This window comes from Streptomyces typhae (genome assembly GCF_009755605.1).
Classification (GTDB): domain Bacteria; phylum Actinomycetota; class Actinomycetes; order Streptomycetales; family Streptomycetaceae; genus Streptomyces; species Streptomyces typhae.
In genome coordinates, this window is record NZ_WPNZ01000010.1 from 23006 (window position 1) to 36675 (window position 13670).

A 13670-nucleotide genomic window follows, 5' to 3' on the forward strand; every position below is an offset into this window, starting at 1 on the left:
ATCAGTGACCCATGCCCAATCCGCCGTCAACAGGGATGACGGCTCCAGTGATGTACGAGGCGTCGTCCGAGGCGAGGAACTTCACCGTGGCGGCGATCTCCTCGGGCCGCGCGTAACGGCCGAGCGGCACCTGCGAGACGATGTTCGCCCGCTGCTCGTCCGTCAGGACCTTGGTCATGTCGGTGTCGACAAAACCGGGCGCGACGACGTTGAAGGTGAGGTTGCGCGAGCCCAGTTCCCGGGCGAGCGAGCGCGCGAAGCCGACCAGGCCCGCCTTGGACGCGGCGTAGTTGGCCTGCCCGGGACCGCCGTACAGGCCGACCACCGAGGAGATGAGGACGACGCGTCCCTTCCTGGCGCGCAGCATGCCGCGGTTGGCGCGCTTCACGACCCGGAAGGTGCCGGTGAGGTTGGTGTCGAGGACGGACGTGAAGTCCTCCTCGGACATGCGCATCAGGAGCTGGTCCTTGGTGATGCCCGCGTTGGCGACGAGCACCTCGACCGCGCCGTGCTTCTCCTCGACCTCCTTGTAGGCCTGCTCCACCTGCTCGGGGTCGGTGATGTCGCACTTGACGGCGAGGACGCCGGCGGCGGTGAGGTCCTTGGGCGGCTCACCCGAGCGGTAGGTGATCGCGACCTGGTCGCCGGCGTCGGCGAACGCGCGGGCGATGGCGAGGCCGATGCCCCGGTTTCCTCCAGTGACGAGAACCGAGCGGCTCAACGGATCACCCTTTCCTTGGCTGTGTGGTCACCCGGAAACCTATCGGTCCTGTGCTCGATACGGGGAATCGGTGACCGACAGTGGCTCGGAAGACTCGCTGTGGGGTCCCTACAGAAAGTCGGCGGCGAGCGGCGGACAAAGGTGTGGCCCGGTGGCCGCTCCGCGCGCGATGATCGGTCCTGACCGGTGCCGGGAGGTGCCCACCACAGGTGACAGCAGGGAGACATTCCGTGCCTCATTCGATCGATTCCGCCTTCACGGCGCTGCCGCTGAGGGCTCTTGCCGACGCCGCGCTCGCCCGCGCGCGTGCGCTGGGCGCCGAGCACGCGGACTTCCGCCTGGAGCGGGTGCGCAGCGCGTCCTGGCGGCTGCGGGACGCCCGCCCCGCCGCGTCGTCCGACAGCACGGACCTGGGGTACGCGGTGCGGGTGGTGCACGGCGGGGCCTGGGGGTTCGCCTCCGGTGTGGACCTCACGATGGACGCCGCGGCGCGGGTCGCGTCCCAGGCGGTGGCGATGGCCAAGCTGTCCGCGAAGGTCATCGAGGCCGCCGGGTCCGACGAGCGGATCGAGCTTGCCGCCGAGCCGGTGCACGCGGACAGGTCATGGGTCTCCTCGTACGAGATCGATCCGTTCTCGGTGCCGGACGAGGAGAAGACCGGGCTGCTCGCGGAGTGGAGCGGTCGCCTCCTCGCCGCCGAGGGGGTGGCGCACGTCGACGCGACGCTGCTCACCGTGCACGAGAACAAGTTCTACGCGGACACGGCGGGTACGGTGACCACGCAGCAGCGGGTGCGGCTGCATCCGCAGCTGACCGCGGTCGCCGTGGACGAGTCCAGTGGCGAATTCGACTCCATGCGCACCCTGGCGCCGCCGGTCGGCCGGGGCTGGGAGTACCTCACGGGGAGCACCTGGGACTGGCAGGGCGAGCTGGAGCGCATTCCCGAGCAGTTGGCCGAAAAGATGCGGGCGCCGAGCGTCGAGGCGGGCCGCTACGACCTGGTGGTCGACCCCTCGAACCTGTGGCTGACGATCCACGAGTCCATCGGCCACGCCACGGAGCTGGACCGCGCCCTCGGCTACGAGGCGGCGTACGCGGGCACCTCATTCGCGACCTTCGACCAGCTCGGCAAGCTCGCGTACGGGTCGTCGCTGATGAACGTGACGGGCGACCGCACGGCCGAGCACGGGCTCGCCACCATCGGGTACGACGACGAGGGCGTGGCCGCGCAGTCCTGGGACCTGGTGAAGGACGGCACGCTCGTCGGCTATCAGCTCGACCGCCGCATCGCGAAGCTCACCGGCTTCGAGCGGTCCAACGGCTGCGCGTACGCGGACTCCCCCGGGCACGTCCCGGTGCAGCGGATGGCGAACGTCTCGCTGCGGCCGGACCCCGCGGGGCTCTCCACCGAGGACCTGATCAGCGGCGTGGACCGGGGCATCTACGTGGTCGGTGACCGGTCCTGGTCCATCGACATGCAGCGGTACAACTTCCAGTTCACCGGTCAGCGTTTCTACAAGATCGAGAACGGGCGGCTCGCCGGACAGCTCCGCGACGTCGCCTACCAGGCCACCACCACCGACTTCTGGGGCTCGATGACGGCGGTCGGCGGCCCTGACACCTATGTGCTCGGCGGCGCCTTCAACTGCGGCAAGGCCCAGCCGGGCCAGGTGGCGGCCGTGTCCCACGGCTGCCCCTCCGCCCTCTTCACCAGCGTCAACATTCTGAACACCACGCAGGAGGCCGGGCGATGAGCTCCCGTACGAACGGTACGAACGGCGCGGCCGGCACCCGGCCGCACGAGATCGTCGAGCGCGCCCTGGAACTCTCCACGGCGGACGGCTGCGTGGTGATCGCCGACGAGCGGTCGACGGCCAATCTGCGCTGGGCGGGGAACGCCCTGACCACCAACGGCGTCACCCGCGGCCGCACCCTGACCGTCGTCGCCACGGTCGACGGCAAGGAGGGCACCGCCTCCGGTGTCGTCTCGCGCTCCGCGGTGACCGCGGCCGACCTGGAACCGCTCGTGCGGGCCGCGGAGGCGGCGGCGCGCGCGGCCGGGCCCGCGGAGGACGCCCAGCCGCTGGTCACCGGCGGGCAGCCGGCCTCGGACTTCACTGAGGCGCCCGCCGAGACCTCGTCGGCGGTCTTCGCCGACTTCGCACCGGCGCTCGGCGAGGCGTTCGCCGTGGCCCGCGCGGGCGGCCGTGAGCTGTACGGCTTCGCCAACCACGAGCTGACCTCGACCTACGTCGGTACGTCGGCCGGGCTCCGGCTGCGCCACGACCAGCCGAACGGCACCCTGGAGCTGAACGCGAAGTCACCGGACCGGACCCGCTCGGCGTGGGCGGGCCGGGCCACCCGGGACTTCAAGGACGTCGATCCCGGCGCCCTCGACCAGGACCTCGCGCGGCGCCTCGGATGGGCGGAGCGGCGGGTGGAGCTGCCCGCCGGGCGGTACGAGACGCTGCTCCCGCCGACGGCGGTGGCGGACCTGCTGATCTACCAGCTCTGGTCGGCGTCGGCACGCGACGCCGCGGAGGGCCGCACGGTGTTCTCCAAGCCGGGCGGCGGCACCCGGATCGGCGACCAGCTGGCACAGCTGCCCCTGACGCTGCGCAGCGACCCGCACGAGCCGGGCCTGGAGTCCGCGCCCTTCGTGATCGCGCACGCCTCCGGCGACGACGCGTCCGTGTTCGACAACGGGCTCCCCCTGGAGCCCACCGACTGGATGCGCGAGGGCGAGCTGACCCGGCTGATCACGACCCGGCACAGCGCGAAGCTGACGGGCCTGCCGGTGGCACCGGCGATCGACAACCTGGTCATGGACGGCGGCACGGACCGCTCCCTGGAGGAGATGGTCGCGGCCACCGGCCGCGGTCTGCTGCTCACCTGCCTCTGGTACATCCGCGAGGTGGACCCGGCGACGCTGCTGCTCACCGGTCTGACCAGGGACGGCGTCTATCTCGTCGAGAACGGCGAGGTGGTCGGTGAGGTGAACAACTTCCGGTTCAACGAGTCGCCGGTGGATCTGCTCTCGCGGGCCGCCGAGGCCGGGCGCACGGAGAGGACGCTGCCGCGCGAGTGGGGCGACTGGTTCACCCGGGCCGCGATGCCCGCACTGCGGGTGCCGGACTTCAACATGAGTTCGGTCAGCCAGGGCGTATAACCTCGTAGACCGCACCCGAGGCGCACCGCGGTCCCCCGGGGACCGCGCCCCGAGGCGCACGATCCACGGACACCGCACACCCCTGGGTGCGCGGGCCAGCACACCCAAGGAGACAAGAGACCGTGACGGACATCGTCGACGAGCTGAAGTGGCGGGGGCTGTTCTCCCAGTCCACCGACGAAGAAGCACTGCGCAAGGCGCTCGCGGACGGTCCCGTCACGTTCTATTGCGGCTTCGACCCGACCGCGGCCAGCCTGCACGTCGGGCATCTGGTGCAGGTCCTGACCGTGCGCCGCCTCCAGCAGGCGGGCCACCGCCCGCTCGCCCTGGTGGGCGGCGCCACGGGCCAGATCGGCGACCCGCGGCCGACCGCGGAGCGCACCCTGAACGATCCGGAGACGGTCGCGAACTGGGTGGCGCGGCTGCGCACGCAGATCGAGCCGTTCCTGTCCTTCGAGGGCGAGAACGCCGCGGTCATGGTCAACAACCTGGACTGGACCGCGGGGATGTCCGCGATCGAGTTCCTGCGCGACATCGGCAAGCACTTCCGGGTGAACAAGATGCTCACCAAGGACTCGGTCGCCCGCCGCCTGGAGTCGCAGGAGGGCATCAGCTACACGGAGTTCAGTTACCAGCTGCTCCAGGGCATGGACTTCCTGGAGCTGTACCGGCGCCACGGCTGCACCCTCCAGCAGGGCGGCAGCGACCAGTGGGGCAACCTCACCGCGGGCATCGACCTCATTCACCGCCTGGAGCCGGACGCGGTGGTGCACGCGCTCGCGACGCCCCTGATGACGAAGGCGGACGGCACCAAGTTCGGCAAGACCGAGGGCGGCGCCGTCTGGCTGGACCCAGAGATGACGACGCCGTACGCGTTCTACCAGTTCTGGCTGAACGTGGACGACCGGGACATCACCACGTACCAGCGCATTCTCAGCTTCAGGTCCCGCGAGGAGCTGGAGGACCTCGAGCGGCAGACCGAGGAGCGCCCGCAGGCGCGGGCCGCGCAGCGTGCCCTCGCCGAGGAGCTGACCACCCTGGTGCACGGCGCCGACCAGTGCGCGGCCGTGATCGCCGCGTCGAAGGCGCTGTTCGGCCAGGGCGACCTCGGTGACCTCGACGCGGCGACGCTCGCGGCGGCGCTCTCCGAGCTGCCGCACGTGCGGGTCGCCGAGCCGGGCCCGATCGTGGACCTGTTCGCCGAGGTCGGCCTGGTGGCGAGCAAGTCGGCGGCGCGCCGCACGGTCAAGGAGGGCGGCGCCTACGTGAACAACGTGAAGGTCGCCGGCGAGGACGCCGTACCGGCCCGGGAGGACCTTCTGCACGGGCGCTGGCTGGTCCTGCGCCGGGGCAAGAAGAACCTCGCGGCGGTCGAGGTCACCGCCTGACCGCGCACCACGTACGCGGGGCGTTCCGCGTACCCGGATGAAGCAGGAGGGGCCGGTCCGGTGGACCGGCCCCTCCCGCGTGGGCCCCATGGATCGTTCGGGGCGGGGCCCGTGTCCCGGGTGCGCTGCGCGCCTGCGACGATCAGGTGCGTTTCCTGTTCCCCCTGATCATCGTGTAGGCGGCGTCGCCCAGGCCCACCACCACCAGTGCCGCGACCAGCTGGAGGGCGTGCCGCCCCCAGTCGATGCCTTTGGTCTCGTCGATACCGAAGCCGGCAGCCATCCAGTTGCCGAGTACGGCGCCGATGATGCCGAAGATGGTCGTCAGCCACAGCGGACTGTGCTGCTTGCCCGGGAGAATCGCCTTGGCGATGAGGCCCAGCACGAATCCCACGATGATCGCCCACAACCAGCCCATAGCTGCCTCCTCAGACGGCTCGACATGAGCATTACGCTCAGTGTCGTTCCATCCGCCATACGGCGCATGTCGGGCGGTCCGTACGTGGCGGGACGCAGCGCATACCGGGAGGTGGCCCGGCCCCCGGTCTACGCGTCTGCGCAGGCGAGGCGTAACGTGGTGGGGCGTCCAGGCCGGGGAGGGTCTGGCAGAGCGGGCAGGTGGTGGAACGTGATGCGGAACCAGAGCAGCGCCCAGGTCTTCCGGATCACGGGAGCGAGGCAGGGCCTCGCGGACGACGTCCGCGGCCGCCAGCGGCGGTATGTGATCTCGATGTCGGTCCGCACTGTTTCAGTCATTGCCGCCGCGGTGCTCTGGAACGTGGAGCGGCACGTCGCTCTGGTCGCGCTGGTGCTCGGGATCCTCCTGCCGTACGTCGCGGTGGTGATCGCCAACGCCGGGCGGGAGAACGCTCCCTCGCTGCCGTCAACCTTCGTACCGGCGCCGTCGCGGCCGATGCTGCCTCCGCCGGCATCCCATGAGCGGACCGCGGAACCCGCCCCGGAAGACGTGACCGGAGCCCGGGACGACCGGCGGGACGCACGGTCACCAGAACAGGGCTGACCGTCGACCTTACGCCAAGCTCAAGAAAAGCTCAGATCAATCATGTTGTTCCAGTGCCAGGCGGCCGGTTCCCCGTGACATACTTCGTACGCGCTCCGCATCCCCCGTCGGAGCGACAGACCGACGCCGGGCAGCTCCCCCCGTGGCTGCTCGGCGTCGCCTTGTTTGGGATGAGAACGTGAGCGACGAGACACCGATCTGTTCCGCCAAGGGCTGCCGCACCGCCGCGGAGTGGGTGCTCGCCTGGAACAACCCCAAGATCCACACGCCGGACCGGCGCAAGACGTGGCTCGCCTGCGCCGAGCACCGGGAGCATCTCTCCCAATTCCTCGGCGTCCGCGGCTTCTTGAAGGACGTCGTGCCGCTCGCCGAGTGGGAGTCGGCGCCCTAGTCGCCGTATCCGGAGCCGGTCGTCGGCTCCGGTGCCGGTCGCCTGCTCCGGTGTCGCCGGCCGTCGGTCCCGCTAGCCGCCGATCGCGGACATTGGGCGCTCGGGCTGAAGGAACGTCGGGTCGTCGAGGCCGGAGCCCGCCTTCTTGCCCCACATCGCGAGCCGCCAGATGCGCGCGATCTCGGCGTCCGCGTCGGCGTCGGGGGCACCGGAGGGGTCCTCGGGCGTGGCCCGCAGCGCCGCCCTGAGGTCGGTCTCCTCCCTGGCGAACAGACAGGTGCGCACCTGGCCGTCGGCGGTGAGCCGGGTGCGGTCGCAGGCGGCGCAGAACGGGCGGGTGACGGAGGCGATGACGCCGACGCGATGCGGGCCGCCGTCGACGACCCAGCGCTCGGCCGGGGCGGAGCCGCGCCGCTCGGAGCCCTCTTCGGTGAGGTCGAAGCGGGTGCGGAGCGAGGCCAGGATGTCACCGGCCGTTATCATCCCCTCGCGCTTCCAGCCGTGCTGGGCGTCCAGGGGCATCTGCTCGATGAAGCGGAGCTCATAGCCGTTCTCGACGGCCCAGGCGAGCAGGTCCGGGGCCTCGTCGTCGTTCAGGCCCGGCATCAGGACCGTGTTGACCTTGACGGGGGTGAGGCCTGCCTCGCGGGCGGCTTCGAGGCCTTCGAGGACGTCGCGGTGCCGGTCGCGGCGGGTGAGGGTCTTGAAGACGTCGGGGCGCAGGGTGTCCAGGGAGACGTTGACCCGGTCGAGGCCCGCTGCCTTCAGGGCCTCGGCGGTGCGCTTGAGGCCGATGCCGTTCGTCGTCAGGGACATCCTGGGGCGCGGCTCCAGGGCCGCGCAGCGCTCGACGATGCCCACGAGGCCGGGGCGCAGCAGCGGCTCGCCGCCGGTGAAGCGGACCTCCTCGATGCCGAGCCCGGTCACGGCGATGCGGATGAGGCGGACGATCTCGTCGTCCGTGAGCAGGTCGGGCTTGGCCAGCCACTGCAAACCCTCCTCGGGCATGCAGTACGTGCAGCGCAGATTGCAGCGGTCGGTCAGCGAAACCCTCAGATCGGTGGCCACTCGGCCGTACGTGTCGATGAGCACGTGGGCCCCCTCCCCGGTCCGGATCGGCAGTGCGGTGTCGGTTTGCCTTCAACCACGAGCCTACGTGACGGCTGTGACATCGAAAGGGCCTGATCCACCAGGAGCGGCCCGGCCGCGTCGTAGAGATCTACGACGATCTCTACGACGCGGCCGGGCGGGGGCCTTCCCGAGGGCGGGTCAGTGGGCTCCGGTGCCGGTCAGGGACCGGACCTCCAGCTCCGCGTACTTCTCCTTGTCCGGCTCCTCCTTGGACAGCAGGGTGCCGAGCCAGCCGAGCAGGAAGCCGACCGGGATGGAGATCAGGCCCGGGTTCTCCAGCGGGAACCAGTGGAAGTCGACGCCCTTGAACATGGACGTCTTCTCGTTCCCGGAGACGACGGGTGAGAAGAGGACCAGGACGACGGCGGTGGTGAGGCCGCCGTAGATCGACCACAGGGCGCCCTGGGTGGTGAACCGCTTCCAGAACAGGCTGTAGAGGATCGTCGGCAGGTTCGCGGAGGCGGCGACGGCGAAGGCGAGGGCCACCAGGCCCGCCACGTTCAGGTCGCGGGCGAGGGCGCCGAGGGCGATGGAGACCAGACCGATGAAGACGGTCGCCCAGCGGGCGGCCTTGATCTCCTCCTTCTCGGTCGCCTTGCCCTTCTTGATGACGTTGGCGTAGATGTCGTGCGCGAACGACGAGGACGAGGCGAGGGTGAGGCCCGCGACGACGGCGAGGATCGTGGCGAAGGCGACCGCCGAGATCGTGGCGAGCAGGATCGCGCCCCAGTTGGAGTCGGTCCCGCCCAGATGGAGCGCGAGCAGCGGGGCTGCCGTGTTGCCCGCCGGATTGGAGTCGGTGATCTCCTTAGGTGAGATCAGCGCCGCCGCGCCGAAGCCGAGGGCGATCGTCATCAGGTAGAAGGCGCCGATGATGCCGATGGCCCAGTTCACGGACTTCCGGGCGGCCTTGGCCGTGGGCACCGTGTAGAAGCGGATGAGGATGTGCGGCAGGCCGGCCGTGCCGAGGACCAGGGCGATACCGAGCGAGATGAAGTCGAGCTTGGAGGTGTCGGACACGCCGTACTTGAGGCCCGGCTCCAGGAACGGGGCGCCCTTGCCGCTCTTCTCGGCGGCGGTGCCGAGCAGGTCGGAGATGTTGAAGTCGAACTTCAGGAGCACCAGGAAGGTCAGCAGGAGCGCGCCCGCGATCAGCAGCACGGCCTTGACCATCTGCACCCAGGTGGTGCCCTTCATGCCGCCGATGGTCACGTACACGATCATCAGGACGCCGACGAGGGCGACGATGCCGATCTTCCCGGCGTCGCTGGTGATGCCGAGGAGCAGGGAGACGAGGACGCCCGCGCCCGCCATCTGCGCCAGCAGGTAGAAGATCGACACGACGATGGTGGAGGTGCCCGCGGCGGTGCGCACGGGGCGCTGGCGCATGCGGTAGGCGAGGACGTCGCCCATGGTGTAGCGCCCGGAGTTGCGCAGCGGCTCGGCGACCAGGAGCAGCGCCACCAGCCAGGCCACCAGGAAGCCGATGGAGTACAGGAACCCGTCGTAGCCGAACAGGGCGATGGCACCCGCGATGCCGAGGAAGGACGCGGCGGACATGTAGTCGCCGGAGACGGCGAGTCCGTTCTGGAAGCCGGTGAACTGGCGGCCGCCCGCGTAGAAGTCGGCGGCGCTCTTGGTCTGCCGGCCCGCCCAGACGGTGATGACGAGGGTGGCGACGACGAAGACGGCGAAGAGGGTGATGATCAGCGGCCGGTGCTCGCTGGCCTCGTTGGCGGCCAGGACGGTGCCCTGGGCCGTGTGGACGCTCAGGGTGCTCACGCGCCGCCCTCCATCCGGGACTTGATCGCTTCTGCCTTGGGGTCGAGCTTCGTGGCGGCGTGCCGGGAGTACCACCAGGCGATGAGGAACGTGGTCAGGAACTGGGCGAGGCCGAGGACCAGGGCGACGTTGACGTTGCCGATCAGCTTGTTGCCCATGAAGTCGCCGGCGTAGATCGAAAGCAGCACGTACAGCAGGTACCAGGTGATGAAGGCGATGGTGAGAGGGAACGCGAACGAGCGGTGGGCGGAGCGCAGTTCGCCGAACTCCGCGCTCTGCTGCACCTCGACGAACTCCGCCGCGGAGGGGGTGGGGCGCGCGGGTTCGGGGTCGGGGCCGCCCTTCGGTGGTGGCGGTGCGTCGGTGGCCACGGAGTCTCCTCGTGGTGCGGGGGTGGCGGGGATGGAAGCGGTGCGGTCCATGAAGGTCTGCGTTCTCTGCTCTCGGAGCGGGGCGAGTGATGCGGATCACGTGGCCGCGGTTGGTGATGCTAGGGCCATGGGACGGGATCCGACAGGGGGTTGATATTGCTTCTGTCGCCTGCTCAACGGTGTGGCGGCACGCCCGAAGCGGCCGAACTCACCCTTTTCCCGATTACTTCGGCAACCCATTGCTGGCCTGGGAGTTCTAGGGATAACTTCGCCCCTGCACCACTCGTCATGCACCTGCCCGAGCACCAGCTGTGTTCGGGCAGTTCCGTATCCGGATGATGTGGAGATCCCATGGCTCATCTGCGCTCCTCGCGCACGTCGCGCTCCAGACGCCTGGCACTCACCCTGCCGCTCGGTGTCGTGCTCGCCGCAGCGGTCGGCTTCGCGCCCGGCGCCGCGACCGCCGCCCCGCTCGACTCCCCCGGCTCCGTCACCGCACGGGCCGGGAACGCCGACGCCCCCGCGGCCGGCAAGCTCGCCTACGTCGTGAACACCCGCACCGACGCCAAGACCATCGCCGCCGTGAAGCGCGCGATAGCCAAGGCCGACGGCACGGTCGTCGTCACGTACGCGAAAATCGGCGTGATCGTCGCCCACTCGGCCAACCCCGACTTCGGCAAGCAACTGCGTGACGTACGGGGTGTGCAGTCCGCGGGCGCCACCCGCACCTCGCCGCTCACCCCGGCCACCACCACGCAGGAGGGCGCACCCACCTTCCTGTCGAAGGACAAGGCCGAGGCGCTGCGGCAGCGGGCCGCGGCGGGCAAGGGCGGCGCCCCCGCCCAGGAGCCGCTCGAGGCCGACCAGTGGGACCTGCGCTCCATCGGCGCCGACAAGGCGGCCGGGATCAACCCGGGCAGCAAGAAGGTCACCGTCGGCGTCATCGACACCGGTGTGGACGACACCCACCCCGACCTCGCGCCCAACTTCTCGGCCTCGCAGTCCGCGAGCTGCGTCGGCGGCAAGGCGGACACCTCGCCCGGTGCCTGGCGCCCGGCGACGCCTGAGCACTACCACGGCACGCACGTGGCGGGCGAGATAGCCGCCGCCCGCAACAACGTCGGTGTCGCGGGCGTCGCGCCCGGCGTGAAGGTCGCGGGCATCAAGGTGGCCGACCCGGTCGGCCAGCTGTTCTACGCGGAGAACGTGGTCTGCGCCTTCGTGTTCGCCGCCGACAACGGCATCGAGATCACCAACAACAGCTACTACGTGGACCCGTGGCTGTACAACTGCAAGGACGACCCGGACCAGCGGGCCATCCTCGACGCGGTCAACCGCTCCCAGCTCTACGCCCAGCGCAAGGGCACCCTGAACATCGCCTCCGCGGGCAACTCCAACCACGACCTGGACGCGGACGAGATCGTCGACGAGTCGAGCCCGAACGACTCCACCCCGGTCGAGCGGACCATCGACCCACACACGTGCCTCGACGTGCCCACCCAGCTCCCGGGCGTCGTCACGGTCAGCGCGACGGGCGTGTACGGCGCCAAGTCCTACTACTCCACGTACGGCAACGGCGTCGTCGACGTCGCGGCCCCCGGCGGTGACCGGCGCTACCAGAAGCCGACCGACACCCCCTCGAAGGACGGCGGCATCCTCTCCACGATGCCGGGCAACCAGTACGCCTGGCTCCAGGGCACGTCCATGGCGTCCCCGCACGTGGCCGGTGTCGCGGCGCTGCTGAAGTCCACCCACCCCAAGGCGGGCCCGGCCACGCTCCAGCGGCTGCTCAAGGCGCAGGCGGACAACCCCGGCTGCCCGACGAAGCCGTACGACCCGGACGGTGACGGCAAGGTCGACGCGGTCTGCAAGGGCGGCAAGAACCGCAACGGCTTCTACGGCCACGGGATCGTCGACGCGCTCGACGCCGTCAAGAAGTGAGGGGCCCGATGACCAGTCACCACACTCCCCTCGCCCGGCGCGCGCTCGCCCTGCCCCTCGGTGTCGCGGTGGTGTCCGCGCTCGCCTTCCTGCCCGGCACCGCGTCCGCGCAGCCCGACGCTCCGGCGGCGCCGGGGGCCGCGGGCGTGGGCGCGGGTGTGCTCGCCGCAGCCGCCGACGGTTCGTCGATGAGCTACGTGGTCAACCTCCGCACGGGCCACGGCTCCTGGGCGGCGAAGTACGTGAAGCAGGCCGTCGCCAAGGCCGGCGGCAAGGTCGTGATCTCGTACGACAAGATCGGCGTCATCGTCGTGCACTCGGCGAACCCCGACTTCGCGAAGCAGATCCGCAAGGTCAAGGGCGTGCAGTCGGCCGGTGCCACCCGTACGGCGCCGCTGTCCGCGCAGTCCAGCGACGACATCGACGACGCCCGGCCGCTGACCGCCAAGGAGGCGAAGGCCGCCGCGGGCCGGGCCGCGGGCGCACAGGACGAGCTGGAGCCGCTGCAGTGGGACCTGCCCGCCATGAAGGCGGACAAGGCCCACAAGGTCTCCCTCGGCAGCCCGAAGGTGACCGTCGGCGTCCTCGACTCCGGCGTCGACGACACCCACCCCGACATCGCGCCGAACTTCGACAGGCGCGCGTCCGCGAGCTGTCTGGGCGGCGTGCCCACGCAGAAGGACAACGCGTGGCGGCCGGTCGAGAACGAGAGCGACCACGGCATGCACGTGGCGGGCACCATCGCCGCAGCGAAGAACGGCACCGGCATCACCGGTGTCGCGCCGGGCGTGAAGGTCGCGAGCCTCAAGGTGGCCGAGCCCGCCACCGGCATGTACTACACGGAAGCCGTCGTCTGCGGCTTCATGTGGGCGGCCGACCACGGCGTGGACGTGACGAACAGCAGCTACTACACGGATCCGTGGCTGTTCAACTGCCGTACCGACGACGACCAGAAGGCGCTCGTCGACGCGGTGGGCCGGGCCTCCAGGTACGCGGAGCGCAAGGGCGCGGTGAACGTCGCCGCGGCCGGCAACGCGAGGACGGACCTCGCCCAGGACGAGATCGTCGACGAGTCGAGCCCGGACGACACCACTCCCGTCAGGCGGACCATCAAGACGGCGGACTGCCTGGACCTGCCCTCGCAGCTCCCGGGCGTGGTGACCGTGTCGTCCACGGGTGCCAAGAACATCAAGTCCTCGTTCTCGAACTACGGCAAGGGCGTCATCGACATCGCGGCCCCCGGCGGCGACTCGACCGCCTTCCAGAAGCCGCAGCCGCCCGCCACCAGCGGGCTCATCCTGTCGACGCTTCCGGGCAACAAGTTCGGCTACAAGGCCGGTACGTCGATGGCCTCGCCGCACGCCGCGGGCGTGGCCGCGCTCATCAAGTCGTCGCACCCCAAGGCCTCCGCGGCCCGGGTGAAGGCCCTGCTGTACCGGCAGGCCGACGCGATGCCGTGCACCGACCCGTACGACATCGACGGCGACGGCAAGGTCGACGCGGTGTGCGAGGGCGGCAGGAACAAGAACGGCTTCTACGGCGTGGGCATGGCCGACGCCCTGGACGCCGTGCGCAGGTAGGTCCGCGCGCGGGCGGGGTGCCCCCGCGCGCGAGGGACCGGGGCCGGGCGGCGTGCGGACCGCCCGGCCCCTCTCTCATGCCCCGTGGGCCCGTGCCTGCCCCCGTGGGACCGTGCATGCCCCCGTGGGACCGTGCGGGTGCGCGAAGGGGCGGAACGACAGCCCACCAGTTGTT

The 13670-nt window shown here is 70.5% G+C and carries 12 protein-coding genes; 7 read left to right on the plus strand and 5 right to left on the minus strand.

All coding sequences use genetic code 11. The annotated features are described in order from the left end of the window. Position 1 precedes the first annotated feature (1 nt). A complete protein-coding gene (gene fabG / locus GPA10_RS19135) occupies positions 2-721 on the minus strand; it encodes a 3-oxoacyl-[acyl-carrier-protein] reductase (RefSeq protein WP_157166588.1) in 720 nt (239 codons plus the stop codon). A 230-nt stretch (positions 722-951) separates the two neighbouring features. Between fabG and GPA10_RS19140 the strand changes: the two genes are divergently transcribed. The 3 genes from GPA10_RS19140 to tyrS all read left to right on the plus strand — a co-directional run bounded on the left by GPA10_RS19140 (position 952) and on the right by tyrS (position 5278). Then, a complete protein-coding gene (locus GPA10_RS19140; RefSeq protein ID WP_058851499.1) occupies positions 952-2475 on the plus strand; it encodes a TldD/PmbA family protein in 1524 nt (507 codons plus the stop codon). Then, complete coding sequence (locus tag GPA10_RS19145) at positions 2472-3890, plus strand: metallopeptidase TldD-related protein (RefSeq protein ID WP_157166589.1); 1419 nt, start codon at positions 2472-2474, stop codon at positions 3888-3890. The genes GPA10_RS19140 and GPA10_RS19145 overlap by 4 nt, the downstream gene beginning before the upstream one ends. Before the next feature lie 122 nt (positions 3891-4012). Continuing rightward, complete coding sequence (tyrS, locus tag GPA10_RS19150) at positions 4013-5278, plus strand: tyrosine--tRNA ligase (protein WP_343041094.1); 1266 nt, start codon at positions 4013-4015, stop codon at positions 5276-5278. Positions 5279-5420: 142 nt separating this feature from the next. On the opposite strand, the gene GPA10_RS19155 is transcribed toward tyrS, so the two are convergent. Further along, entirely contained in the window at positions 5421-5696 is a 276-nt protein-coding gene (locus GPA10_RS19155; RefSeq protein ID WP_058851502.1) for a GlsB/YeaQ/YmgE family stress response membrane protein, read from the minus strand. A 213-nt stretch (positions 5697-5909) separates the two neighbouring features. Here GPA10_RS19155 and GPA10_RS19160 point away from each other — a divergent pair, with 213 nt between their 5' ends. Next, positions 5910-6299 carry a DUF3099 domain-containing protein gene (locus tag GPA10_RS19160; protein ID WP_157166590.1) on the plus strand — a complete coding sequence of 130 codons (390 nt, stop codon included), beginning with the start codon at positions 5910-5912 and terminating at the stop codon, positions 6297-6299. 178 nt (positions 6300-6477) lie between these two features. After that, positions 6478-6690, plus strand: a complete 213-nt coding sequence (locus GPA10_RS19165) for a hypothetical protein (RefSeq protein ID WP_058851504.1) — start codon at positions 6478-6480, stop codon at positions 6688-6690. A 72-nt stretch (positions 6691-6762) separates the two neighbouring features. Here the strand turns inward: GPA10_RS19165 and moaA are convergent, their stop codons facing one another. The 3 genes from moaA to GPA10_RS19180 form a co-directional block, all read right to left on the minus strand. Then, a complete protein-coding gene (gene moaA, locus GPA10_RS19170) occupies positions 6763-7782 on the minus strand; it encodes a GTP 3',8-cyclase MoaA (RefSeq protein ID WP_343041095.1) in 1020 nt (339 codons plus the stop codon). A 177-nt stretch (positions 7783-7959) separates the two neighbouring features. Then, positions 7960-9603 (minus strand): solute symporter family protein, encoded by a 1644-nt coding sequence (locus tag GPA10_RS19175; protein WP_241845491.1) that lies wholly within the window; start codon positions 9601-9603, stop codon positions 7960-7962. Further along, on the minus strand, positions 9600-9974 hold the full coding sequence (locus GPA10_RS19180; RefSeq protein WP_343041097.1) for a DUF485 domain-containing protein: 375 nt from the start codon (positions 9972-9974) through the stop codon (positions 9600-9602). Before GPA10_RS19180 ends, GPA10_RS19175 begins: the two co-directional genes overlap by 4 nt. Before the next feature lie 351 nt (positions 9975-10325). On the opposite strand from GPA10_RS19180, the gene GPA10_RS19185 reads away from it, so the two are divergent. Together GPA10_RS19185 and GPA10_RS19190 are read left to right on the plus strand one after the other, a co-directional pair. Next, positions 10326-11915, plus strand: a complete 1590-nt coding sequence (locus tag GPA10_RS19185; RefSeq protein ID WP_157166592.1) for a S8 family peptidase — start codon at positions 10326-10328, stop codon at positions 11913-11915. A gap of 8 nt (positions 11916-11923) precedes the next feature. Continuing rightward, entirely contained in the window at positions 11924-13495 is a 1572-nt protein-coding gene (locus GPA10_RS19190; RefSeq protein ID WP_058851508.1) for a S8 family peptidase, read from the plus strand. Positions 13496-13670: the final 175 nt, after the last annotated feature.

What these genes read in the sequence shown, in the direction of transcription:
- GPA10_RS19145 (WP_157166589.1), top strand. Translation starts at nt 2,472, where the DNA reads ATGAGCTCCCGTACGAACGGTACGAACGGCGCGGCCGGCACCCGGCCG.
- GPA10_RS19155 (WP_058851502.1), bottom strand. Translation starts at nt 5,696, where the DNA reads ATGGGCTGGTTGTGGGCGATCATCGTGGGATTCGTGCTGGGCCTCATC.
- GPA10_RS19160 (WP_157166590.1), top strand. Translation starts at nt 5,910, where the DNA reads ATGCGGAACCAGAGCAGCGCCCAGGTCTTCCGGATCACGGGAGCGAGG.
- GPA10_RS19185 (WP_157166592.1), top strand. Translation starts at nt 10,326, where the DNA reads ATGGCTCATCTGCGCTCCTCGCGCACGTCGCGCTCCAGACGCCTGGCA.
- GPA10_RS19190 (WP_058851508.1), top strand. Translation starts at nt 11,924, where the DNA reads ATGACCAGTCACCACACTCCCCTCGCCCGGCGCGCGCTCGCCCTGCCC.